Raw genomic sequence first — 23539 nt, forward strand, 5'->3', positions numbered from 1 at the left:
GGCGTCCCAGCCGGTCAGTCTTCCGCTTCGCCCAGGCCGCGGGCGGCCAGTGCCTCACCTGTTTGGCGGGCGTAGGCCACGGACGTGATGAAGACCGGCAGGACCAGCGCGCGGGGGTTGCGCTCCAGTCCCCGGGCCTTGGCGGAGTCGCGGACGTCGGCGAAGGTGCCGGCGATGAAGGGAATGCTGCGGAGCATTATGCCGATGGTCAGCGCGAAGCGTTCGGGATCGGCGCCGAACCTTTTGAAGGGCCGCGCCAGGTGGACCACACCGTCCAGGAGCCGCTGGATCGGCGTGGTGGCTGTGAGCAGGGATGCTGCCACGACGCAGACCAGGATGTTCAGCACGATCCGGCCCGCCGTGGGGCCGCCAAGCTGCCACCATTGGAAGAGTCCGATGACCAGGAGCACGGGGGCCAGCGGGCGGACGGCGTGCCACAGCCGCTTCACCCCCGCGCCTGTTGCGAGGAACAGGCCGCAAAGGACGGCCAGGATCAGCCCGGAGATCCGCCAATCCACGATGAGGAAGGAAAGCAGGCCAGAACCGATAACCAGGAGGAACTTCAGGGCCAGCGGCGCCCGGTGTACCAGTGAGGTGCCGGGCACGTAGTTTGCCAGGAGGAAGCCGTGGCCCCTCATGTGGAATCCCGCCCTGTGGCGTCGAGTCCCTGCAGGCACCATGAGCGGTAGGCCGCCACCGCATCCGCCGGGGCGCCGTCGAAGGCGACGCGGCCCTGGTCGATGACCAGGACCCGGTCCATGTCCAGCGCCAGGTCAAGGTCGTGGGTGGACATGATGATCTGCTGGTCCAGGTCCGCCAGGGTCCTGCGGAGCAGCTCGCGGTTGCGCAGGTCAAGGAGGGTTGAGGGCTCGTCCAGCACCAGCACCCGGGGTTGAACGGCAAGCACGGCGGCGAGCGCCATCAGCTGCCGTTCGCCGCCGGACAGCTCGTAGATGCTTTGGTCCGCCAGGTGCAGCAGGCCGAGGCGTTCGAGGGCTTTATCTGTCAGCCGCCGCCGCTCCGCACCGTTCTTCGTTGAACGGCGGAGGGACAGTTCCACGTCTTCCCGTCCGGTGGGCATCACCAGCTGGGAGAGGGGATCGGTGAAGACGAACCCCACGTTGCGCCTGACCTTCCGGACGGCACCTACTGTGTCGTCGCCGTCGACCGTTACGGTGCCGCTGGTGGGCTGGACGAGTCCGTTGATGAGGCGCAGCAGCGTGGATTTGCCGGATCCGTTGGCGCCGATGACGCCCACCCGGGCTTCGTCCAGCCTGAGGCTGACTGCGTCCAGGAGGACCTTGGGCTGCGGGGAGTCTTCGCTGTCGACGGCGACACCCACCTGTTCAAACGTTACTGCCGGCATGCGTTGTCCCTAGGCGCTTTGGGTGGGCTGGGTGCGTCGGCGCACGCGGCGGACCAGCACGTCGGGGAAGGCCCGGTGCAGGGCGACGGCGACGGCGGCGGCGAGGAGATTCTTGATGATGTCTCCCGGGTAGAAGACCAGGTCGCTGAGGAAGGCCTGCTCCAGGGTGGCCTTGGAGTTGAGGGCAATTCCCAGGACGCCCAGCGTGTGCACGAAGACAACGCTCGTGACCGTGGCGGCCAGGAAGAACCACAGGGCGCGTGCCTTCGTGGTCCGCCGGATGACCACAGTGGCCAGCCAACCCACCACGGCGGCGGCGATGGGGAAAGCGATGATGTAGCCGGCCGAGGGCCCGGCGAGGATGGCCAGGCCACTGCGGCCCTGGCTGAAGATGGGCAGGCCGGCCAGGCCCAGGAGGGTGTAAAGTCCGACGGCGGCGAATCCGCGGGCGGGGCCCAGCACCAGGCCGGTGAGCATCACGGCAAGGGTCTGGAAGGTGATGGGGACGCCGAAGCCGTTCAGGGCCAGTCCCGGCACCAGGGCTGCGCCGGCAACGAGGGCGGCGAAGACGGCGATCAGTCCCAGGTCGGTGCCGTTCCAGCGGCGGCGCTCCGTCCGTTTGCTGGTTTCTGTGGTGGTCTCGGTGTTGCCCATGATGGTCCTGTCGGGGTTGTACAAGCGGAATCTAATGTACAGCCGACGCTACCGGGGCGGAACAGGGACCATTTTGTAGGGGTCCTACTGAGGGAGCGTGTGGGTGCTTTCGGGTGGGCACAAGCGGGCCGCGCCGCGCTATCCGTCCCTTGTTATGGAGCGGAGCACGGCCTGGAAGCCTGGACTGACGTGGATGGTGAGCGTGCCGTCGTCCTGCACCTGGGTAAGTTGCTCGTAACCCGTGCCGTTCCACCAGTAGACGTGCGGGCTCACCGACCCGGCCGCGTCGGCGTAGCCCATGGCGGTGAACCGTGCCATTCCGTTGAGCACTGGGACGACGGTGGCGTCCTCGACGATGTGCCAGACAACCTGGTGCCGGTTCGGGATGCTCATCAGCCACCCAAAATCTTTTACAGCGCGCCGGCCAGTGAGTTCTGTGGCCAGACCCGGCAGAAGCAGGGCGCGGCTTGCGGTGTAAACAGATTCACCCAGGAGGGCATTGAAGGTGCCCCCTCCAGGCGCGGGGAGGGTTTCGAGTTGTTCGATCTCCAGACGGCGGAGGTTTTCGATGCCCTGTCTCTGGAGGGCTTCCCAGCCGCCAAATCTGTTCGCGTTGTCATGGTTGAAGACTGCAACGGTGTCTGGAAGGTCGAGGGCGAGCATCTCGACAATGCCCGGTGCGAACTCCCTGTGTGGGTAGCTCTGTATCCCCGGGATGCTTGCCTCGTCGTAGAGGCGGCCGAAGGTCCGGCTCTGCACGTCCTGAGGGGCCAGGACGCCGAACGGATCGGGTGCCTCAAAGCTCGCCAGTACGCGTTCAAGATGGTCGGCGATCAAGCCGCGCCACATGGACTGGGGCTGCTCATAGCAAATGGCCCCGATGTTCCAGAAGCCGAATTCGCGTCCGGAACCGTCGACGGCATGGCCCGGGTGGACCTCCACTTCGAGTCCCGCCTCGGCGAAGACTTCGCGCGCGGTGGCCCGGAACTCGTCGGCCTTGCAATGGGTGAAGAACGTCAGGGCGGAGTCAGGTGTCTCCGCTTCCGGAGATTTCCTCTTGAAGATACCCACAGTTGCTCGCTCTCGGGGGCCGGGACAGCTGGAAAGGGTCAGTCTACGGAATTTCCGCATTTCCACCGGGCTCCGGCTGGGAATCTTGAGGAGAAACGCGCGCTTTTCGGATCATAGGCAGCGTTGACGGGTGAAGTTTGTGCTATGGCTGGGAAGATCGGGTCATGGATTCGATCTTCGTGAATGGAACCGTCGGCGTTGGAAGGCTCGTCCAGAGGTGCCGGAGTCACGCCTGCGCTTCCGCCATCGGGACGATCCTGAACGCCTCACGTGGCATCTGGACCGCGTCAGCGAGTTGTCAAAAGTTCTTGAAGCTGCAGAGATCGATGACCTGGTTCTGGACTCCTCCGACATTCCTGCCGTAGAGCTGGCAGTGGCTGTTCGGCGGGCTGCCGGCTGGGCTTGATCCCGGGAGCGACGGCTTAACCGAACACGAACTCTGCTGGTCTGTACAGAGGCTGCGGCGCACGGGAGACTGGCGCCATGCGGAAACTGACCTACGCCATGAATGTGAGCGTTGACGGGTACATCGCAGCGCCCGGCGACGACCTTGGCTGGAGCGTACCGAGCGATGAGCTGTTCCAATGGTGGTCCGACCGGGTCGCGGCGACGGGCCTGGCGCTGTACGGCCGCAAACTCTGGGAGACCATGAGCTCGCACTGGCCGACCGCCGACCAGCAGCCTGGCGCCACACCGGCGCAGATCGAGTTCGCCCACCGCTGGCGCGACATGCCAAAGGTGGTGTTCTCCTCGACGATCAGCACTGTCGACTGGAATGCACGCCTGGTGACCGGCGATCCGGTCGCCGAAATCATCCGCCTCAAGACCGGCGAGGGCGGCCCCATGGACGTCGTCGGTGCCACACTCGCCGCGGCGGCCATGCGGGCCGGGCTGATCGACGAGTACGTGACCGTCACGCATCCGGTCCTGCTGGGAGGCGGCACACCGTACTTCACGGCCCTGGAAGGAAGGATGAACCTGGGCTTGGTAGAGACCCGGACATTTCCCGGTGGCGTGGTCCTGACCAGGTACCAGGCCACGCGCTGAGTTCCCCGGATGGATTGGGACGTCCCGAAATCACCTTTACAGCAGTCCGCCTTCCAGACGCTTGGTGGCAGCGCGTTCCACAAGGATGGGTACCAAGCTCCGCACGGGGCCGGCGTTGAAGGCGGAGTATTCCTCGCAGACGGCGTCTTCGACGTCCGTCCGGGAACGTCCGGGAAACCTGCCCGCAAGCGTGTTGATGACGGATATCAGTGCTTGTTGTTCCTCACCGCGCTCCATGCCCACCTCTTCGTCGAAGTCCAGCTTAACTAGCCTGCCTAGTATTTAGGGTGGCAAGCAAAAAGTCCAACGCCAGGGTGCCGCAGAGCGCCCGCGTCCGGTGGTGGGCGGGCCTCGACCCGGACAACGCGGGCTTGGTACCGTGTGGCCCATGCCCATCAAACTCGAGAATGTAGGCATCGCGGTCCGCGATTTGGAAGAGGCGATCGCTTTCTTTACCGACCTGGGGCTCATTGTCCTGGGCCGCCAGACTGTGAGCGGGGAATGGGCCGATACCGCCGTCGGACTCGACGGCAACCACGCCCGGATAGCCATGCTCCAAACACCGGATGGCAAGGGCCGCCTCGAGCTCTTCGAATACATCCACCCCGACGCGATCGAGACTGAGCCCACCCTGCCCAACGAGATCGGCATGCACCGCGTTGCCTTCTCCGTTGACGACATTGGCAACGCACTTGAGATCGCCGCAAGGCACGGCTGCCATCCCCTGCGTGGCGTGGCAACGTACGAAAACGCCTACAAGCTCAGCTATGTCCGGGGCCCCAGCGGCATCATTGTGATGTTCGCGGAGGACCTGACGAAGGGCTGAGCCTGCAGGCGGGCTGCAATATACTCCGAATATGCCCATCAAGCACCCAGCCCCCAATGCTCAACGCCCTGACCACAAGATTCGCGGGGGCCAGCTGTGAGCGGCGGCCTCGTAGCCCTGCTGGATGACGTCGCAGCCCTGGCCCGCATCGCGGCAGCATCAGTGGATGACGTCGCCGCCGGTGCAGCCAAGGCAGGGGCCAAGGCCGCCGGGGTAGTCATCGACGACGCCGCGGTCACACCGCAGTACGTCTCAGGTGCGGACCCGTCACGCGAACTGCCGATGATCAAGAAGATCTTCTGGGGCTCCATCCGGAACAAGCTCCTGATCATCCTGCCCGCCCTGCTGCTCATCAGCGCCTTCATCCCCTGGATCATCCCGTTCATCCTCATGCTCGGCGGCACTTACCTCTGCTACGAGGGCGCCGAGAAGGTCTGGCACAAGCTCCGCGGCGGCCACCACGAGGAGGACGAAGCGCCGGCGGTGGAACGCGGGCACGACGCCGAGGCCAAGGTCGTCAAGGGCGCCATCACGACCGACTTCATCCTGTCCTGCGAGATCATGGTCATCTCCATGAACGAGGTGGCCACAGAATCCATCTGGGTCCGTGCGTTCATCCTGGTCCTGGTGGCGTTCGCCATCACGGTGCTCGTGTACGGCGCCGTCGCGCTCATCGTCAAGATGGACGACATCGGTGTGCACTTGGCTGCCAAGGACTCTCCCCGCTCCAAGCGCTTCGGGAGGTTGCTGGTCACGGGCATGCCCGCCGTGCTGGCCACCATCACCTTCGTCGGAACGATCGCCATGCTTTGGGTTGGCGGCCACATCATGCTGCAGGGCGCGCATGACCTCGGCTGGCACGCACCCTACGACCTGGTCCACGCGCTGGAGCACCCGGTGGCAGGGGTCGCGGTTGTCGGCGGTCTTTTGGCTTGGCTCGTCAACACCCTGTGCTCAACGGTCGTCGGGCTCGTCTGGGGCCTCATCGTCCTGGCGGTGGTGGGCCCGCTTCTGAAAGTGCTGCCGTTCGGCAAGGCCAAGGGCGGCCACAATGAGGCGGCCGCGTCTGCCGGGAATGGCGGCCACGGGCCCGCCGAGCCAAGAGGCTGACAGGTGCCGCACCGGCCGCGCGTTTCAGAACGCGTAGCGGATGCGGCAGTACGGTGCGATGTCCTGGATCAGTCCGGTCAGCTGCCGCACGTAACCGGCCTTGGCCCGTAATCGGTAGCGGACGTTGTTGAAACCGTTGGACGAGGTTTTTGATTCCTGGAGGTCGGGGCGCCACAGGACGTTCTCAGCCTGCGGATGCCAGCCCAGGTTGACCTCGTGCAGCTGCTCGTTGTGGGTCAGGAAGATGACCTCCGCCGCGAGCTGGGCCTTGGCTGCCTCCGTCAATGTCGCATCGAGTTGGCGGAGCAGCGCTTCCCAGTCGGCCAGCCAGGTGTCGGTGATGATGACGGGGGAGAAGTTCACGTGCACTTCGTAGCCTGCGTCGACAAAGTCATTGACCGCGGCCAGCCGTTCCACGACCGGCGACGTCCGGACGTCAATGGACTTGGCCAGGTCCGCCGGCATCAGGGAGAAGCGGATCCGGGTGTGGCCGCCATGGTCCCACGCCAGCATTTCCCGGTTGACGAATTTGGTGGCGAAGGACAGCTTGGCGTTGGGCAGTTCGCGGAAAAGCCCCACAAGTTCCTCGACGTTGGGGCTGAGCAGCGCATCCACCGAACAGTCGCTGTTTTCGCCGATGTCATAGACCCACAGTTCCGGGTCGCACTGGTTGGGCTCCAGCTTGAGCCCCTGGCGGGTGGCGTGCCGCTCCAGCGTCGCAGCGATCTGGTCGATGTTGGCGAACACCGTAATTGGATTGCTGTAGCCCTTATGCCGCGGAACGTAGCAGTAGGCGCACGCCATGGTGCAGCCGTTCGCCGTGGAAGGTGCAATGAAGTCTGCCGAGCGGCCATTGGGTTTGACGGTCAGCGATCTTTTGATCCCCAGGACCAGCGCTTCCGTTTTGATCCGTGACCAGCGCGGCACGTTGGTTTCGTCACCGTGCAGGTCCGGGATGTTCCAATGGCTGTCCACCAGTACGACGTCGGCGTCAGGCCAGCGCGCGACAATCTGCTGGCCACGGGGCAGCTCCAGGGCGGCTGGCTGTGCGTAAATACGCCGGATTTGGAGCAGCCGATCGAATTCCATGACCCCATTCTGCTTGAACCTCCGGGGCGCAGGCGGCAGTTAAGCCCACGGCGCCATCACCGGACGGCCGGAAGTTTCTGCTGCTGAAACTGGCGTGGCCCGCCGGACGGTAGACTGGATAGTGCCGTTCTCCGGCCACTCTGCCCCAGCGTCCCTTCGCACACAGTGCGCGGACCGTGGCGTTCCCTGTTGTGAAAGGCCTTACCTGCTGTGATTACTGTCCAGGATCTTGAACTGCGCGCCGGTGCCCGGCTCCTCATGGACCAGGTGAGCTTCCGCATCGACAAAGGGGACAAGATCGGCCTGGTGGGCCGGAACGGCGCGGGCAAGACCACGCTGACCCGTGTCCTCGCGGGCGAAGGCCTGCCCGCCGCCGGCAAGGTGACCCGCAGCGGAGAAATCGGGTACCTGCCCCAGGACCCGCGGACCCCCGACATGGAACAGTTGGCGCGTGACCGGATCCTTTCCGCCCGAGGCCTGGACATCGTCGTCGGCAAACTGCGCAAGGCGCACGACGAAATGGCGAGCGAGGACGCCGACGTCCAGCGCAAGGCCATGAACCGGTACGACCGGCTGGAATCCGAGTTCCTCGCCGCGGGCGGCTACGCAGCCGAGGCCGAAGCAGCCTCGATCTGTTCCAACCTTGCCCTCCCTGACCGGCTGCTGAACCAGCCGCTCAAGACGCTCTCCGGCGGCCAGCGGCGCCGCGTGGAGCTTGCCCGCATCTTGTACTCGGATGCCGAAACCATGCTCCTGGACGAACCGACGAACCACCTCGACGCCGACTCCATCGCCTGGCTGCGTGACTTCCTGAAGAACCACCAGGGCGGCCTGATCGTGATCAGCCACGACACCGATTTGCTGGAAGCCACCGTGAACAAGGTGTTCCTGCTGGACGCGAACCGTGCCAAGATCGACTTTTACAACATGGACTGGAAGCGCTACCTCCTGCAGCGGGAAACTGACGAGCGGGCCCGGAAGCGTGAACGGGCCAACGCCGAAAAGAAGGCGCAGGTCCTCATGGACCAGGCCAACAAGATGCGGGCCAAGGCCACCAAGGCTGTTGCCGCGCAGAACATGGCCAAGCGTGCCGAGCGGCTGCTCAGCGGACTGGAAGCTGTCCGTGAGCAGGACCGCGTGGCAGCCCTGCGGTTCCCGGACCCGTCACCCTGCGGCAAGACCCCGCTCACCGCGGACGGGCTCAGCAAGTCCTACGGGTCGCTGGAGATCTTCACCGACGTGGACCTGGCCATCGACCGCGGGTCCAAGGTGGTCATCCTTGGCCTCAACGGTGCCGGCAAGACCACCCTGCTGCGCATGCTCGCCGGTGTGGATACCCCCGACACCGGTGAGGTCATCCCGGGCCACGGCCTCAAGGTGGGCTACTACGCCCAGGAGCACGAAACCCTGGACCACAACCGCACCGTGCTGGAGAACATGCGCTCGTCCGCACCGGACATGAAGGACGCCGAGGTGCGGGGCATCCTGGGCTCATTCCTGTTCTCCGGCGACGACGTGGACAAGCCCGCAGGCGTGCTCTCCGGTGGTGAGAAGACCCGCCTGGCCCTGGCCACCATCGTGGCCTCAAGCGCCAACGTCCTTCTCCTCGACGAGCCCACCAACAACCTGGACCCCGCCAGCCGCGCGGAAATCCTCGGCGCGCTCCGGAACTACACCGGCGCCGTCGTGCTGGTCAGCCACGACGAAGGTGCTGTCGAGGCCCTGAACCCCGAACGGGTCGTCATGCTTCCGGACGGCGTGGAAGACCTCTGGAACGAGGACTACCTGGACCTGATCACCCTGGCCTAGCGCACCGTCAGTTCCAGGGCCCCGGTGATGCGGAGCAGGTCCTGGTAGGTGATGCTGAACATCGAGTTGTGGTCACCTGCCCCGGCCCACAGCAGCCCGTGGGCCTGCAGGGTTTCATCCAAAAGTGTCCTGATTCTCTTCGGGTGGCCCACCGGGGCGACCCCGCCGACCTTCTGTCCGGTGTGGTCCAGGACGAATGCGGGGGAGGCCCGGCGGATTTTGCCGGTCCCGAGCCGGGCCGCAACCAGCGCCGTATCAACACGGGCCGCACCGCTGGCGAGGATCAGCAGGGGTTCGCCGCCGACGTCGAAAATGAGGCTGTTGGTGATGGCGGCAAGATCGCATTTCAGCGCCTGGGCCGCGGCGGCTGCCGTGGGCACCCCCGCGGAAAAAGTCCGCACGGTGTCGCCGACTCCGGCCTCGACCAGCGCGGCGCGCACCAAGGCGACCGGACCGCCGTCGTGCTTCTCCACGTCCTAGTACCCCTGCGCGTCCAGGAGGGCGTCTTCTTCCTCCTCGGCCGTCGCCTTCTTACGCTTGCGCGGCGGTGCGGGCTGGCGCCGGGCGGCCTGGACGGCGGAGTGGACCGCTCCGTCCAGTTCCGGCTCGTCCTGGTCCTCGGCGTCGATCGCTGCGTTACGCGCCTGCTGCCGGGCCGCGTAGCCGAAGCCCACGAACATCAGGACCCCGAAAGCGAACCACTGCAGCGAGTAGGACAAGTGCGTCCCCTCGTCAGTGGACGGTTTGGGGAAGGCAACCGGCATCTCCGCCGGCGCCGGCGTTTCCGAGGCCAGCTGGCCGTACGCACCCGTCATCAGGGGATAACCCAGCTGCGCTGAGTAGGTGGGAAGGTCAATGGATGCCAGCTGCCCCTCGGGCGCCCCGCGCTGCAGCTCCGGCTCACCATGCTTCAAACGGACGACGGCGGTCACGTCACCGGAGGGCGGGGCGGGCACGGAGTCAGGGCTGCCTGGATTCTTGTTGCCGATGGGCAGCCAGCCGCGGTCGATGACAACGGTCTCGCCCGTGGTGAGGCGGAACGGGACCACCACCTCGTACCCGGGCTGCCCATTGAGCGGCCGGTTGCGCACAACCCGCTGCCCGGCGGCATCGTAGGAGCCTTTCAGCTCGACCTGGGTCCATTCCTTGGCCGGGTCCAGCTGGGTGAACTGGTCCCGTGCCTGGGCGAAGGGAATGGGAGCCGCCGAGTAATTGCTGACGACGCGGTTGATTTCGGCCAGAGTCTCGGCGCGCCGGTCCATCTGCCAGCGGCCCAGGAAAACGCACGCGGTGGCAAAGATGGCGGCCAGCAGGAGATAGCCCAGCCACTTGCTGGAAAAGAGGAAACGGTACATTCAGATGTCCTGCTCCAGGGGGGCGTCCCCGGCGGCTTCCAGCGGGAGCGTTTCCTTCCAGAGGCCACGCGTCTGCAGGTAGTCCTCCAGCCAGTCCCGGTGGTCGGCGCAGGCCAGCCAGGTTTTGCGCCGCTCAGGAGCATGGATTTTCGGGTTGTTCCAGAGAAGCTGCCAGGACGCCTGGGCCCTGCACGCCTTCCTGGAGCAGACGGCGGCAGCCTCCGATGCCACGTCCGTTCCCGCTGCGAAATCGAAAATGCTCATGATGCCTGCCGCTCCTCCCCTTGCTCCGGGTCCTCGTCCTTCACCAGTTCGCCCTGCAGCACGGCGTTTCCCGGTTCCTCATCCGCCACTGGAGGGGCAGGGCTTTCCAGCTCGGCCAGCGGCGCGGAATCCAGCAGCAGGTCACTGGGCGTTTCTGCCTTGTCGCTGCCGTTGGCAATCACCACGGCGAACCACGGCAGGAAGACCGCGCCCGCCACCGCAATGATCTTGAACCAGCCGTCCACCACGAAAATGAGGATCAGGCAGACCATGCGGATGCCCATCGCCAGGGCGTACTTAATCATCCGCTGGCGCATATCCTCCGAATGCGCGGCGGCGGCATCCGTAATGCTGTGGACCTCGGTGTCGCCGGAGAACCGGCCCGGTTCTTCGGGCGCCGGACGTCCCGCATGGTTTTCAAGGGTCACGGTGAATGATCACGCTCCAAAGGCTTCCCTTAATTCTCGCACCATCGGCAGTGCTGCCCAAACCCGCGGCAGGGCTGCCGCTAAGATCGGTTCCAGCCAAACCACACCCTCTACCGCGGCGCAGCCTGCCGCAGAATTCCGGAGCACCTCCATGACTGAAGCAGTTACCGCACCGCGCAGCGTCCTCATCACCGGCGGCAACCGCGGTATCGGGCTGGCCATCGCGCAGGCGTTCCTCGCCAACGGCGACAAGGTGGCTGTGACCTACCGCAGCGAAACCCAGCTGCCGGAGGGCATCCTCGGCGTCAAGGCTGACGTCACCGACGAGGCTTCCGTGGATGCCGCCTTCAAGGAAGTGGAAGCTGCCCACGGTCCGGTGGAAGTCCTCGTGGCCAACGCCGGCATCACCAAGGACACGCTGCTGCTGCGCATGAGCGAGGATGACTTCACCTCAGTGATCGACACCAACCTGACCGGCGCCTTCCGCGTGATCAAGCGTGCGTCAAAAGGCATGATCCGGCTGCGCAAGGGCCGCGTGGTCCTCATTTCCTCGGTCTCGGGCCTGTACGGGGCGCCGGGACAGATCAACTACTCCGCCTCAAAGGCCGGCCTGGTGGGCATCGCCCGCTCCCTTACGCGCGAACTGGGCTCACGCGGCATTACCGCCAACGTGGTGGCACCCGGATTCATCAACACGGACATGACCGCCGAACTCCCCGAGGCCACCCAAAAGGATTACCTCGCCAGCATCCCCGCCGGCCGTTTCGCTGAAGCTGCAGAGGTAGCCAACGTGGTCCGCTGGATCGCCAGTGACGAAGCCGCATACATCTCCGGTGCCGTCATCCCCGTGGACGGCGGCCTGGGCATGGGCCACTGACCCTTCGGCCTCCGCCGCTGCAGCAAACTAGCCCCGCGGTCCTTATTTGTCGAAGTCAGACAACGGATATTGACCATGGCCGCTGGCATGATGGACTGCAGGCCACAACGATTTAGATGTTTCGAACAAAGGAAGCTCGTATGGGACTGCTGGACAACAAGACGGCGATCGTCACCGGATCATCGCGGGGCATTGGCGCTGACGTAGCCAAGATCCTCGCCTCGGAGGGCGCCGCCGTCGTGGTCAACTACCGCCAGAAGGCACCCCGCGCCAACAAAGTGGTGCAGGGCATCGAAGCCGACGGCGGCCGGGCCGTCGCGGTCGGCGCGGACCTCACCACCCAGGAGGGTGTCCAGGCCCTGGCCAGCGCCGCCATGGAGAACTTCGGGTCCCTGGACATCCTGGTCCTGAACGCCTCCGGCGGCATGGAGACCGGAATGGGGGAGGACTACGCACTCAAGCTGAACCGCGACGCCCAGGTGAACATGCTCAACGCGGCGGTGCCCCTGATGAAGGAAGGCTCGCGCGTGGTCTTCGTGACCAGCCACCAGGCCCACTTCATCAACACCGTCCCCACCATGCCGGCCTACGAGCCGGTGGCCCGCAGCAAGCGCGCCGGCGAGGACGCACTCCGGGACCTGATCCCCAACCTGGCGGAGAAGGGCATCAGCCTGGTGGTGGTGTCCGGCGACATGATCGAGGGCACGGTCACCGCCACGCTCCTGGACCGCTCCACCCCGGGCGCCATCGAAGCGCGCCGCGCCGAAGCCGGGAAGCTGTACTCGGTGGAGGAGTTCGCGCAGGTTGTTGCCGGAATGGCAACGGCCGACGTCGAGTCCGGCCACACTGAGTACGCCGGCGGTGCCGACTACTTCGGCAAGAGCGCCGGGCAGGCTTCCAGCTAAGCAGCAGCTGGCAGATGGCCCCCGCCGCCGGGTAATCCGGCGGCGGGGGCCGCTTTGTTATGGGGCGTTGCGGGGGCTCAGACCCGGGCGATGTGGCGGACGGCGTCCAAGTACGGCATGTTCAGGGCGGCGTCGGCCACGGCGCGGACAGCGGGCTTGGCGTTGAAGGCCACCCCGATCCCGGCGGCGCCCAGCATGTCCAGGTCGTTGGCGCCGTCGCCCACGGCGATGGTGTGCTCCAGCGCGATGCCCTCGGCGGCAGCCCACTCCCGCAGGTACTTTTCCTTCGCTGCCCTGTCTACGACCGCGCCCAGCACCTTGCCGGTCAGCGCGCCGTCGACGATTTCCAGCTCGTTGGCCTGCCAGTAGTCCAGGCCCAGGTCCCCGGCAATAGGCTCCAGGATCTGGTTGAAGCCGCCGGACACCACAGCCACCGTGTGGCCGGCGGCTTTGAAAGCGGCCACGAGCTGATCGGCACCTTCGCTGAGCTTCACTTCTTTGCGGACGGAATGGACGACGTCGGCGGGCAGCCCCGCGAGCACCGCCACCCGGGCGTGGAGGCTTTGGGCAAAATCGAGTTCGCCGCGCATGGCAGCTTCCGTTACGGCCGCCACTTCCTCGCGCTTGCCGGCGTACGCGGCCAGGAGTTCGATGACCTCCTGCTGGATCAGGGTGGAGTCCACATCCATGATCAGCAGCTTGCGGGCCGCAGAGCGGAGCCCGGAGGGCACCAGGGCCGTGTCAAAACCATCGGTTGCGGCATCCGCCACAGCCCGGCGGAGGGCGGCCAGGCCGGCCGCGGTGGCGTCGGGAAGGGCCAGGTCAAGAACCTGGACCCCATACCGGCTGTCACCGGCGGAGGATTCAGACAGCAGCTCTGCGCCGTGTGACGAAAGGACGGAACGCAGCTGCTCCAGCCCGGCGGGGGTCATATTCAGGCCATAGCTGACCGCAGTCACGTTCGAAGTCATGCCTGCAATCTTAGTCAGCGCGGGTGGGGTGTCCTGAATTCGTTGCGGGCGGCCGCGGCGAAACCCTTTAGGGAGCCTTCACACCGGTTATCAGTCATCTTCTTTTTTGTCCTAGTGTCTACTCCTATGAGTGATGTTCTGGAACTGGACTCCGTCAGCGTTGTCCGTGGTAAGAAGACCCTGCTGGACAAGGTTGACTGGCAGGTCAACGAGGGCGAACGCTGGGTCATCCTGGGACCCAACGGGGCCGGCAAGACCACCCTTCTCCAGATCGCGGCGGCCCGCCTCCACCCCAGCAGCGGCACCGCCGGCATCCTCGACGAAGTCCTGGGCCGTGTTGACGTCTTCGAACTCCGGCCCCGCATCGGCCTTTCCTCGGCAGCCCTTGCCACCCAGATTCCGGAGCACGAGAACGTCCTCAACGTCGTGGTCACGGCCGCCTATGGCGTCACGGGCCGTTGGCGGGAGGGCTACGAGCGCGACGACGAACGGCGCGCCTTCCGGCTCCTGAACGACTGGGGCATGGGTCCGCTGCTGAACAGGACGTTCGCCACTCTCTCCGAGGGCGAGCGCAAACGGGTCCAGATCGCCCGGGCGCTCATGACGGACCCCGAACTGCTGCTCCTGGATGAGCCCGGTGCCGGGCTGGACCTGGGCGGCCGCGAGGAACTGGTCCACAAGCTGGGCGAGCTGGCCCGGGACGAATCGGCCCCGGCCATGGTCCTGGTCACGCACCACCTTGAAGAAGTCCCGCCGGGCTTCACCCATGCCATGCTGCTGCGCGACGGCGGCGTGGTGGCCGCCGGCCCCATCACCGAGGTCCTGACGGAAGAGCACCTGAGCACCACCTTCGGGCTTCCTCTGGATGTCTCCGAGAACGCGGGACGCTACACCGCCACAGCACGCCGCTAGACGGGCCTGCGCTACTACCTTGGAACTCTTCAGCAGCATCATTGTGTTCATCGCCGGCTTGTGGGCCGGTACCATCAACGCGGTGGTGGGCTCCGGCACGCTCGTGACCTTTCCGGTGCTCATCGCCCTGGGCGTTGCACCCGTCACCGCCTCCATGAGCAATGCCATGGGCCTGGTCTTCGGAACGGGCGCCGGGGCCTTCGGCTACCGCCGAGAGCTGGCCGGCCGGGGACGGCAGGTGCTGCGCCTCCTTCCCGCCTCGGTCCTGGGCGGCGTCACCGGCGCCTGGCTCCTGCTGCACCTGCCGGAGAAGGTCTTCCACTACGTCGCCCCGGTCCTCCTGGTCCTGGCACTGCTGATGGTGGTGTTCCAGCCTCGGCTCCAGGACTGGGTGCGCAACCGCGAGGCCAACCCCGAACACGCCGTCCGGGACAAACGCCACGGCGTCCTCCTGGTGGTCCTGGTCTACCTGGCCGGTGTCTACGGGGGTTACTTCGTCGCGGCACAGGGAATCCTGCTGGTCGGCATCCTGGGCGTGTTCCTTACCGGCACTATCCAGAACGCCAACGCCATGAAGAACATCCTGGTCCTCGGCGTGAACATGGTGGCCGCCATCTCCTACCTCCTGTTCGCCTTCGACCGGATCAACTGGCTGGTGGTGCTGCTGATCGCCATCAGCTCCACGATCGGCGGCCTCCTGGGCTCGAAGGTAGGCCGCAAGCTCTCGCCCCGGGTCCTGCGCGCTGTGATCTTCAGCCTGGGCATCGTGGCCCTCGGCGTGATGATCGCCAACCTGCTGAAATAATCACCCGGTGACTTTCCACTACCTCGAATCCGCCGATGACCCGCGCGTCAGCGATTACACCACCCTGACCGACGTGCACCTGCGCAAGCTCCGTGAACCCGCCGAGGGCATGTACATCGCCGAGTCCTCGCGGGTCCTGCGCCGGGCCCTTGCAGCCGGGCACCGGCCCCGGTCATTCTTCCTCGCCGAGAAGTGGATGGCGGACCTCGACGACGTCTTCCAGACGTACCCGGACGTTCCGGCGTTCATCGGTTCGGCTGCCCTGCTGGAGGAAATCACCGGGTTCCACCTGCACCGTGGCGCCATGGCAGCCATGCAGCGCCCGGCTCCGGTGCCGCTGCCCGAACTCCTCGCCGGGGCGCGCCGCGTGGCCGTGCTGGAAGACATCGTGGACCACACCAACGTGGGTGCGATTTTCCGCTCAGCGGCGGCGCTGGACATCGACGCCGTGCTGGTCTCGCCACGCTGTGGCGACCCGCTGTACCGGCGCAGCGTCCGGGTCAGCATGGGCACCGTGTTCCAGGTTCCCTGGGCACGCCTGCAGGACTGGCCCGGGGACCTGCGGGTGCTCAAGGACCACGGCTTCACCGTCGCGGCCCTGGAACTGACACCGGAGGCAGAGGATGTCGACGCCGTCGCCTCCCGCAACGTGGACAAACTCGCCCTGGTGCTTGGCACCGAAGGTGCCGGCATGAGCCCGGAGACGCTCGCCGCCGTCGACCTTGCCGTCAAAATCCCCATGCGCAACGGGGTGGATTCACTGAACGTGGCCGCTGCCTCGGCCGTCGCCTTCTGGGAGTTGCGCGCCCGGGACTGACCTGCGGCGCCACCACCTGCCGCCAGGGGCGCCGGTTCGTCAGCCCTTGGCGGATCAGCTATGATTGATAGCTGGTTGTCCTGCTTTTTCAGCTTCGGCTGATGCGACAGACCGCAGCCATCCCATTCATACCTGGCAGCTGGCAAAATCCAGTTGCGCGAACAAAGGTCCCATTATGAAGTCTGATACCCACCCGAAGTACGAAGCTGTTGTCTTCAACGACCTGGCCTCCGGCACCAAGTTCCTGACCCGCTCCACCGTGTCTTCCAACAAGACCATCGAGTGGGAAGACGGCAACACCTACCCGGTCATCGACGTCGAAATCTCTTCCGAGTCCCACCCGTTCTACACGGGCAAGCAGCGCATCATGGACTCTGCAGGCCGCGTCGAGCGCTTCAACGCTCGCTTCAAGGGCTTCGGCGGCAAGAAGTAATTCCTTCGCCAAGCTTGTTTGCAGAAGGCCCGCACCGGAAACGGTGCGGGCCTTCCGCGTTAACCGCACACCTGCTTTCTGGGGCAGGATGGGAAGCATGAGCGAGTCCGGATTTCCTGCCAATAATGCCGACAGCAACCAGCGCCTGCACGGGGAGTACAAGGTTCCCGGCGGCAAACTGGTGGTGGTGGACCTGGCGGTGGTGGACGGCGCACTGGCGGACGTCTCCGTCAGTGGCGACTTCTTCCTGGAGCCGGACGAGGCCCTGGAGGACATCAACCGGGCGCTGACCGGGCTTCCGGAGACCATACCTGCCGCAGACCTCGCAGCCGCCGTCACAGCCGCCCTGCCGGCCGGAGCCGTGCTGTTCGGCTTCTCCGCGGATGCCGTTGCCGTGACGGTCCGGCGTGCCCTGGCCAAGGCGACCTCCTGGGGAGACCACGAGTGGAACGTCATCGCGCCCACCGTGCTTCCCACGGAAATCAACGTTGCCCTTGACGAGGTGCTCACCGAGGCCGTGGGCTCGGGGGCGCGCACGCCCACCCTGCGGTTCTGGGACTGGCAGGAACCGTCGGTGGTCATCGGCAGCTTCCAGTCGGTGCAGAACGAGGTGGATCCCGAGGGCGTGGCCAGGCACGGCATCAATGTGGTCCGCCGGATCAGCGGCGGGGGAGCGATGTTCATGGAGGCCGGCAACTGCATTACCTACTCGCTCTACCTGCCCCAGACCCTGGTGGACGGACTGAGCTTCGCCGACTCCTACCCGTTCCTTGACGCCTGGGTCATGGCCGCGCTGGAAAAGATCGGCATCAACGCCTTCTACATCCCGCTGAACGACATCGCCACGGACCAGGGAAAGATCGGCGGCGCCGCGCAGAAGCGCCTCGCCAACGGCGGCATGCTGCACCACGTCACCATGAGCTACGACATCGACGCCGACAAGATGGTCGAGGTCCTCCGGATCGGCAAGGAGAAACTGTCCGACAAGGGTACCCGCAGCGCCAAGAAGCGGGTGGATCCGCTCCGCCGCCAGACCGGCCTGGCCCGCACGGCCATCATCGAGGCGATGATCGAGGTTTTCAGCGAGCGTTACGGGGCCACACCATCAACGCTCGCGGGACACGAGCTCGCAGCTGCCGAGGACAAGGTGGCGGCCAAGTTCGGCACTCCGGAATGGCTCCACCGCGTCCCCTAGCTCCATCCACTATCCCGACCCATCCATTGCTGAGTAACTGCCGTTTTGGCGCCTCAAAACGGCAGTTACTCAGCAACCGATGAGTGGGCCCACGCCGGCAGGGTACCCTAGCCGAGCGCAGCGAGGTTAGGGGGCCGGTGGGGGAACGACGGCGGCCTGTGCCGTGAGCGCGCGCAGCAGGTGGCTGCGCTGCTCCACGATGATCCGGCGCAGTGCGTGCGGGGCGTCCGGGTTGGCGTCCAGCCAGGCATCGGTCCGCCGGACGACGGGGTGGTCTTTGGGCTCCCCGCCGTCCGGGAGGTCCTGGGCTGCCGGGTAGAAGCCCCGGACAATCCGGCTGGCGATCTCGATACTCCGCGCGTCCCACACAGCGCGCAGGCAGTCGAAGTAGGGCTCCACGTAGGGTTCCAGCAGCGCCGGCGGCGCGGTAGCGAAGCCGCTGATGGTGGCGGTCAGAAGCTGGTTGGACAGCCCGGTCCCGTGGACGGCCGCATCCCAGGCGGCAGCCTTGACGTCGCGGTCGGGACGGGACGCCATGGCTGTTGCATGCCCCGCCCGGCCGGAGGCGGTGGTGTCCCGGGCAAGCTCGGCGTCGAGCTCGGCTGCGGAGGCCTGGCCATTGGCTGCCAAGGCATGCCAGAGGTGCCAGCGGAGCTCGGCGTCCACCGCCACCCCTCGACGGCGTACGTTCCGTCCAGCAGGCCACGGAGCCGGGGGAGCAGGGCACCGTCCTGCCTGCTAAGTGTGCCGAGGGTGCGAGCCCAGGCGAGCTGCTGGTCCGAACCCGGGGCGGCCCGGTCCAGTTCTGCGGCGGCAGCTGCCAGGAAGGATGCGCGCACCCTGCCCCGGGTGGCGGCGGGCGTGTAGCGTTCGACGGCGGTGGTGGCGTTGTCGAGGACGTTCAGGAGTACGCCGATGCCCGTCTCAGCCGCGGCAAAGGCCGTCACGGCGTCCACGTACCTGGACGCGGGGCTTTCGCCGTCCCGCGCCGAGTTCCACAGCGCCGTCCAGCACAGGGCCCGGGCCATAGGATCGGTGATGCGGTCCAGCGATGCACGTACGGCAGCCTCGGACACCGGATCCAGCCGCACTTTGGCGTAGGTCAGATCGTCATCGTTGACCAGTAGGAGCGCGGGCCGCGGCTGGCCGGCAAGCTGGGGGAGCTCAGTCCGGGCACCGGTCATGTCGGTTTCGATGGTTCCGGTCTGCACCAGGGCCCCGCCGGCGTCGAAGTCGTAGGAACCGACGCGGAGGCGGTGCGGACGCAGCTCTTCCCGTCCGGTGACCGGGTCCACCGCCTCCTGGACGAGCGCCACCTGTCCCAGCACGCTGGCGTCGCCCGTTGCTGCTCCCGCCACGGCCGGGTCCTTGGACGAACCGTCCACGGCAGAAAAATCCAGGGACAGCATCGAGATGCCGGACGTCTGCAGCCACTGCCGGGCCCAGCCGGACAGGTCACGGCCCGAGGCCGCATCCAGTGCCGCCAGGAGGTCGGCCAGCGACGTGTTCCCATAGGCGTGCTTCCGGAAGTACTCCCGGGATCCTGCGATGAACGAATCAAAGCCCACGTACGCCACCAGCTGCTTGAGGACCGAGGCGCCCTTGGCGTAGGTGATGCCGTCGAAGTTCTGCTTGGCCGCTTCAAGGTCGGGGATGTCAGCCACGATGGGATGGGTGGTGGGGAGCTGGTCCTGCACGTAGGCCCAGGCCTTGCGTTTGTTGGCGAAGTTGACCCAGGCGGTATCCCAGTCCGTTGCCCGGTCCACGCCGAGGGTTCCCATGTAATCGGCGAAGGACTCCTTGAGCCAGAGGTCGTCCCACCACTGCATGGTCACCAGGTCGCCGAACCACATGTGCGCCATCTCGTGCATCAGGGTGTTGGCGCGCGCCTGGTACTGCGCGTCCGTGGCGCGGGAGGTGAACACGTAGCTCTCGGTGAACGTCACCAGCCCCGGGTTCTCCATGGCGCCCAGGTTGTACTCGGGCACGAACGCCTGGTCGTACTTGCCCCACGGGTAGGGGTAGTCGAAGAGGCGGTTGAAGAAGTCCAGGCCCTTCTTGGTGAGGGCAAAGAGCTCTTCCGTGTCGAAGGAGCCTGCCATGGATGCCCGGCAGTAGAGGGCGAGCGGGACGTCCAGGCGCGTGCCGTCGTCGAGCGTTGCCTGCCAGCGGTCCTCAGCCCTGAAGTAGGGCCCGGCCAGGATGCTGGTGATGTAGGTGGACATCGGCAGGGTGGTGGCGAAGTCCCAGCAGGCGGTGGCAGGATCGCTGGTCAGCAGGGTGCGGTTCACCTCTGCGCCGTTCGAGGCCACCTTCCATTCCGCCGGAGCCATCACGTGGAAGGTGTAGGTTGCCTTCAGGTCGGGCTGTTCGAAGTTGGCGAAGACCCGGCGCGCGTCAGCCGGCTCGTACTGGGTGTACAGGTAGGTCTGGCCGTCGGCGGGGTCAACGAACCGGTGCATGCCCTCGCCGGAGCGGCTGTAGAGGGCGGTACCGGTGACGGCCACCTGGTTTTCGGCCCCGAGGTTGTCCAGCCTGATCCGCGCGCCGTCCACCACGTCCCCCACGGGCAGGCTCTTGCCGTTGAGGATCACGCTGTGGACGCTGCCGCCGATGAAGTCCAGGAAGGTGCTGGAGCCGGGTTCTGCGGTGAAGGTGATGACACTGCGGCTGGTGTAACCGGGAACCGCCGGATCTGCTGCCTGCCGCACATCGAGCGAGACGTCGTAGCTGGTGGTGCTGATCAGGGCTGAACGTTCGGAGGCTTCGCTGCGCTGCAGATTCTCATGTGACACCCGGCTATCTAATCACGCGGCCGGTGCGTCCGCTCAGCCCGCGATCAGGAAGGCGGCCGCCAGACCCAGCACGGCAATCAGGAGCCAGGATGCCAGCGCCGCCAGGAGCGCCTGCCCACCTGTATGGAGCAGTGTTCTGATCCTGACGGCCGAGCCCAGCCCGAACAGGGCAGCCCCCAGGAGGATGTCCTGCAGGGTGGCGCCGGTATCCAGCCAGGCCGGGGCCAGCCAGCCGGTGGAGCGCAGGGCCACCATGGCCACGAAGCCCAGCACGAACAGGGGCACCACGGGCGGCATTTTGGACGTGGTGCCGTCGGCGGCGCCCAGGGCGCGCGCTCCGTTCCTGTGGTGCGCGCCGGCTGCGGCAACAACGGGCGCCAGCAGCAGCACCCGGGTGAGCTTGACGACGACGGCGATCGCCAGGGCAGCGGTCCCGGCGGTTTGCGCCGTGGCCACCACCTGGCCCACGTCGTGCACGGACGCGCCGGTCCAGGCACCGAACACCGTGGCCGTGAGGCCCAGGGGGTGCGCGAGGAGGGGCAGGACGCCGATGGCGAGCGTTCCGCAGAGCGTTACCAAGGCCACCGGCAGGACAGTTTCGGCGTGCCGGATGCGGCGGACGGCGGCCATGGCGCCGATGGCCGACGCGCCGCAGATGGAAAACCCGGTGGCCACCAGGAGCGAGGTCACCGGCGGCAGGCGCAACAGCCGCGAGATTGCATAGGTGCCGCCGAAGCTGGCCGCGACGACGCCCACGATCAGGACCAGGGCCGGCCACCCGAGGTTGAGGACATCCATGACGCTGACCTTCAGGCCCAGCAGCACGATCCCGCCGCGCATCAGATGCTTGCCCGCGAAGTCGAGCCCTGCACGGGCCCGGCCGCCGGTCCAGCTGCCGGCGCCGGGCAGGTTGGCGGCCAGGACACCCAGCACCACAGCCATGGTCATCGCAGGCAATGCCGGCAGGAGCCCGTGCACCAGGAAGGCCCCTGCCACGGCGGCCGCCGCCGTCAAGAGGCCCGGAACCAACCGCGCCACATGGGCCCGGAAACTGCCGCGGCCCGGCACGGGGAGGCTTCTGCTGCTTGGCACTCACCTACTGTGCCCGAAGAGGCCAGTAAAGTACGAACCGGGCTGCCGGCGACAACACGCCAGAATGGATGGCAGTAATGAACTCGAAACAAAAAGATGGTTGGCTATTGGACATGTCAGACCTATTCCAGGATTACTCCGAGGCCGCGGGCCGCACCGGAGCCTACGACGAGATGTTTGCCCCCGGGCAGCAGGCCAGGGACTCGTACGGGCAGGTGGCGGAGGCGCTCCGGAAGCTCTCCCTGGCGGATGTGAGCGCACGCGCCGACTCCATGGCCCGCACCTTCCTGGACCGCGGGGTGACGTTCGACTACGCGGGCGAGGAGCGGCCCTTCCCCCTCGACATCGTGCCCCGTGTCATCCCGGCAGCTGAGTGGGATGTCCTGGAACGCGGCGTGGCGCAGCGCGTCCGCGCCCTGGAAGCGTTCCTGAACGACGTCTACGACAAGATGACCGTGGTCTCCGACGGCGTGATTCCCCGCCAGCTCGTGACCACCAGCGCCCATTTCCACCGGCAGGTCCACGGCTTTGAACCCGCGGGCGGGGTGCGGGTACACATCTCCGGCATCGACGTCGTCCGCGACGCCGCCGGCACCTTCCGGGTCCTGGAGGACAACGTCCGCGTCCCCTCCGGCGTCAGCTACGTGCTGGAAAACCGGCGCGCCATGGCGAAGGGCCTGCCTGAGGCATTCGGCCAGCAGCTCATCCGGCCCGTGGAAGAGTACCCGCGGCGGCTGCTCTCGGCCCTGCGCAAAACCGCGCCCGCCGGCGTGGACGATCCCACCGTCGTCGTCCTGACCCCCGGCGTGTTCAACAGCGCCTACTTCGAGCACACCCTGCTGGCCGGCCTCATGGGCGTGGAACTGGTGGAGGGCCGGGACCTCATCTGCCGTGGAAACCGCGTGTACATGCGCACCACGGCCGGCGAGCAGCGCGTGGACGTCATCTACAAGCGGATCGACGACGACTTCCTGGACCCGCTGCAGTTCCGGTCCGACTCGATGCTTGGCTGCCCCGGGCTGGTCAACGCCGCCCGTGCCGGCGGTGTCACCATCGCCAACGCGGTGGGCAATGGCGTGGCAGACGACAAACTGGTTTACAGTTACGTGCCTGACCTGATCCGCTACTACCTCAGCGAGGAGCCCATTATCGCCAATGTGGACACCTTCCGCCTCGAGGAGAAGGAGGCCCGGGAGTATACCCTGGACAACCTGGCGGAACTGGTGGTCAAGCCGGTGGACGGCTCCGGCGGCAAGGGCCTGGTCATTGGCCCGGATGCCTCCAGGGACGAGTTGGACGCCCTCCGCCAGCGGATCATCTCCGATCCGCGCGGCTGGATCGCCCAGCCGGTGCTGCAGCTCTCCACGGTTCCCACCCTGGGTGGTGACAAGTTCGGTCCGCGCCACGTGGACCTGCGGCCCTTCGCCGTGAACGACGGCGACGACGTCTGGGTGCTCCCGGGCGGCCTGACCCGTGTTGCGCTGAAGGAAGGGTCCCTGATTGTGAACTCCAGCCAGGGCGGTGGATCCAAGGACACCTGGGTCCTTGCCGACTCTCCCCAGATGCCGGTGGAGACCGTTCCGCGCCAGTCCGTCACGGTCCGGGAACGCGTCTCGGTGTGGCCGGTGGAAAGCAACTGGCGCGACCGCCAGTCGGAGCAGCAGCAGTGAGCCCGGCACGTGTAGACGTCGCCGCCGTCGCACCTTTCTTTGACAACG

General features: G+C 66.4%; 25 protein-coding genes and 1 pseudogene. 13 read left to right on the forward strand and 13 right to left on the reverse strand.

Translation table 11 applies throughout. The features are described 5' to 3' along the window. Positions 1 to 14: 14 nt before the first annotated feature. The 4 genes from LDO22_RS03005 to LDO22_RS03020 form a co-directional block, all read right to left on the reverse strand. Entirely contained in the window at positions 15 to 638 is a 624-nt protein-coding gene (locus LDO22_RS03005) for an energy-coupling factor transporter transmembrane protein EcfT (protein ID WP_224026053.1), read from the reverse strand. Then, positions 635 to 1366, reverse strand: coding sequence for an ABC transporter ATP-binding protein (locus LDO22_RS03010; protein WP_224026054.1), 732 nt, complete (start codon positions 1364 to 1366; stop codon positions 635 to 637). The genes LDO22_RS03005 and LDO22_RS03010 overlap by 4 nt, the downstream gene beginning before the upstream one ends. Positions 1367 to 1375: 9 nt before the next feature. After that, the gene (locus LDO22_RS03015) at positions 1376 to 2020 is read right to left on the reverse strand and encodes a biotin transporter BioY (protein ID WP_159635519.1); all 645 of its coding nucleotides are present in this window, start codon (positions 2018 to 2020) and stop codon (positions 1376 to 1378) included. Positions 2021 to 2158: 138 nt separating this feature from the next. Further along, positions 2159 to 3091 carry a hypothetical protein gene (locus LDO22_RS03020; RefSeq protein ID WP_224026055.1) on the reverse strand — a complete coding sequence of 311 codons (933 nt, stop codon included), beginning with the start codon at positions 3089 to 3091 and terminating at the stop codon, positions 2159 to 2161. A gap of 217 nt (positions 3092 to 3308) precedes the next feature. Between LDO22_RS03020 and LDO22_RS03025 the strand changes: the two genes are divergently transcribed. Together LDO22_RS03025 and LDO22_RS03030 are read left to right on the forward strand one after the other, a co-directional pair. Next, on the forward strand, positions 3309 to 3497 hold the full coding sequence (locus tag LDO22_RS03025; RefSeq protein ID WP_224026056.1) for a hypothetical protein: 189 nt from the start codon (positions 3309 to 3311) through the stop codon (positions 3495 to 3497). Positions 3498 to 3574: 77 nt separating this feature from the next. After that, on the forward strand, positions 3575 to 4138 hold the full coding sequence (locus LDO22_RS03030; protein ID WP_224026057.1) for a dihydrofolate reductase family protein: 564 nt from the start codon (positions 3575 to 3577) through the stop codon (positions 4136 to 4138). Between the two features lie 36 nt (positions 4139 to 4174). On the opposite strand, the gene LDO22_RS03035 is transcribed toward LDO22_RS03030, so the two are convergent. Continuing rightward, a complete protein-coding gene (locus LDO22_RS03035; protein WP_224026058.1) occupies positions 4175 to 4375 on the reverse strand; it encodes a hypothetical protein in 201 nt (66 codons plus the stop codon). Between the two features lie 151 nt (positions 4376 to 4526). Here LDO22_RS03035 and LDO22_RS03040 point away from each other — a divergent pair, with 151 nt between their 5' ends. Beyond that, on the forward strand, positions 4527 to 4964 hold the full coding sequence (locus tag LDO22_RS03040; RefSeq protein ID WP_159632032.1) for a VOC family protein: 438 nt from the start codon (positions 4527 to 4529) through the stop codon (positions 4962 to 4964). A 96-nt stretch (positions 4965 to 5060) separates the two neighbouring features. Continuing rightward, a complete protein-coding gene (locus tag LDO22_RS03045) occupies positions 5061 to 6074 on the forward strand; it encodes a DUF808 domain-containing protein (RefSeq protein ID WP_224026059.1) in 1014 nt (337 codons plus the stop codon). A 24-nt stretch (positions 6075 to 6098) separates the two neighbouring features. On the opposite strand, the gene LDO22_RS03050 is transcribed toward LDO22_RS03045, so the two are convergent. Next, positions 6099 to 7163 (reverse strand): spore photoproduct lyase family protein, encoded by a 1065-nt coding sequence (locus LDO22_RS03050; protein WP_224026060.1) that lies wholly within the window; start codon positions 7161 to 7163, stop codon positions 6099 to 6101. A 210-nt stretch (positions 7164 to 7373) separates the two neighbouring features. Here LDO22_RS03050 and LDO22_RS03055 point away from each other — a divergent pair, with 210 nt between their 5' ends. Next, positions 7374 to 8972 (forward strand): ABC-F family ATP-binding cassette domain-containing protein, encoded by a 1599-nt coding sequence (locus LDO22_RS03055; protein WP_224026061.1) that lies wholly within the window; start codon positions 7374 to 7376, stop codon positions 8970 to 8972. Here LDO22_RS03055 and LDO22_RS03060 read toward each other — a convergent pair. The 4 genes from LDO22_RS03060 to LDO22_RS03075 are packed head-to-tail and all read right to left on the reverse strand — an operon-like array spanning position 8969 to position 11019. Further along, a complete protein-coding gene (locus LDO22_RS03060) occupies positions 8969 to 9445 on the reverse strand; it encodes a YbaK/EbsC family protein (protein WP_224026062.1) in 477 nt (158 codons plus the stop codon). The two genes, LDO22_RS03055 and LDO22_RS03060, sit on opposite strands and share 4 nt — an antisense overlap. A gap of 3 nt (positions 9446 to 9448) precedes the next feature. Continuing rightward, on the reverse strand, positions 9449 to 10327 hold the full coding sequence (locus tag LDO22_RS03065; protein ID WP_224026063.1) for an SURF1 family protein: 879 nt from the start codon (positions 10325 to 10327) through the stop codon (positions 9449 to 9451). Continuing rightward, entirely contained in the window at positions 10328 to 10591 is a 264-nt protein-coding gene (locus LDO22_RS03070) for a hypothetical protein (RefSeq protein ID WP_159632028.1), read from the reverse strand. It lies immediately after the preceding gene. Continuing rightward, positions 10588 to 11019 carry a DUF3099 domain-containing protein gene (locus LDO22_RS03075; protein WP_224026064.1) on the reverse strand — a complete coding sequence of 144 codons (432 nt, stop codon included), beginning with the start codon at positions 11017 to 11019 and terminating at the stop codon, positions 10588 to 10590. The genes LDO22_RS03070 and LDO22_RS03075 overlap by 4 nt, the downstream gene beginning before the upstream one ends. Positions 11020 to 11170: 151 nt before the next feature. On the opposite strand from LDO22_RS03075, the gene LDO22_RS03080 reads away from it, so the two are divergent. Beyond that, the gene (locus LDO22_RS03080) at positions 11171 to 11896 is read left to right on the forward strand and encodes a beta-ketoacyl-ACP reductase (protein WP_159632026.1); all 726 of its coding nucleotides are present in this window, start codon (positions 11171 to 11173) and stop codon (positions 11894 to 11896) included. Positions 11897 to 12036: 140 nt separating this feature from the next. Further along, positions 12037 to 12801: an SDR family oxidoreductase gene (locus tag LDO22_RS03085; RefSeq protein ID WP_159632025.1), complete on the forward strand. Its 765-nt coding sequence runs from the start codon at positions 12037 to 12039 to the stop codon at positions 12799 to 12801. A gap of 77 nt (positions 12802 to 12878) precedes the next feature. Here the strand turns inward: LDO22_RS03085 and serB are convergent, their stop codons facing one another. Further along, positions 12879 to 13772, reverse strand: a complete 894-nt coding sequence (gene serB, locus LDO22_RS03090; RefSeq protein ID WP_224026065.1) for a phosphoserine phosphatase SerB — start codon at positions 13770 to 13772, stop codon at positions 12879 to 12881. A 126-nt stretch (positions 13773 to 13898) separates the two neighbouring features. Between serB and LDO22_RS03095 the strand changes: the two genes are divergently transcribed. From LDO22_RS03095 to LDO22_RS03115, 5 genes are all read left to right on the forward strand, one after another. Continuing rightward, the gene (locus tag LDO22_RS03095; RefSeq protein WP_159632023.1) at positions 13899 to 14684 is read left to right on the forward strand and encodes an ABC transporter ATP-binding protein; all 786 of its coding nucleotides are present in this window, start codon (positions 13899 to 13901) and stop codon (positions 14682 to 14684) included. Between the two features lie 19 nt (positions 14685 to 14703). Then, positions 14704 to 15489, forward strand: coding sequence for a sulfite exporter TauE/SafE family protein (locus LDO22_RS03100; RefSeq protein WP_224026066.1), 786 nt, complete (start codon positions 14704 to 14706; stop codon positions 15487 to 15489). 7 nt (positions 15490 to 15496) lie between these two features. Continuing rightward, entirely contained in the window at positions 15497 to 16306 is an 810-nt protein-coding gene (locus tag LDO22_RS03105; RefSeq protein ID WP_224026067.1) for an RNA methyltransferase, read from the forward strand. Between the two features lie 175 nt (positions 16307 to 16481). Then, on the forward strand, positions 16482 to 16739 hold the full coding sequence (locus LDO22_RS03110) for a type B 50S ribosomal protein L31 (protein ID WP_018771158.1): 258 nt from the start codon (positions 16482 to 16484) through the stop codon (positions 16737 to 16739). 97 nt (positions 16740 to 16836) lie between these two features. Further along, positions 16837 to 17934, forward strand: coding sequence for a biotin/lipoate A/B protein ligase family protein (locus tag LDO22_RS03115; protein ID WP_224026068.1), 1098 nt, complete (start codon positions 16837 to 16839; stop codon positions 17932 to 17934). 126 nt (positions 17935 to 18060) lie between these two features. On the opposite strand, the pseudogene pepN reads toward LDO22_RS03115, so the two are convergent. Further along, positions 18061 to 20729, reverse strand: a pseudogene (gene pepN, locus LDO22_RS03120) (aminopeptidase N). A gap of 33 nt (positions 20730 to 20762) precedes the next feature. Then, on the reverse strand, positions 20763 to 21821 hold the full coding sequence (locus LDO22_RS03125; RefSeq protein WP_224026069.1) for a putative sulfate exporter family transporter: 1059 nt from the start codon (positions 21819 to 21821) through the stop codon (positions 20763 to 20765). 113 nt (positions 21822 to 21934) lie between these two features. Here LDO22_RS03125 and LDO22_RS03130 point away from each other — a divergent pair, with 113 nt between their 5' ends. Next, the gene (locus LDO22_RS03130; RefSeq protein ID WP_159632017.1) at positions 21935 to 23491 is read left to right on the forward strand and encodes a circularly permuted type 2 ATP-grasp protein; all 1557 of its coding nucleotides are present in this window, start codon (positions 21935 to 21937) and stop codon (positions 23489 to 23491) included. The last annotated feature ends 48 nt before the right edge of the window (positions 23492 to 23539 follow it).

Origin of the sequence: Arthrobacter sp. NicSoilC5, assembly GCF_019977395.1 — a bacterium.
Taxonomy (GTDB): Bacteria; Actinomycetota; Actinomycetes; order Actinomycetales; family Micrococcaceae; genus Arthrobacter.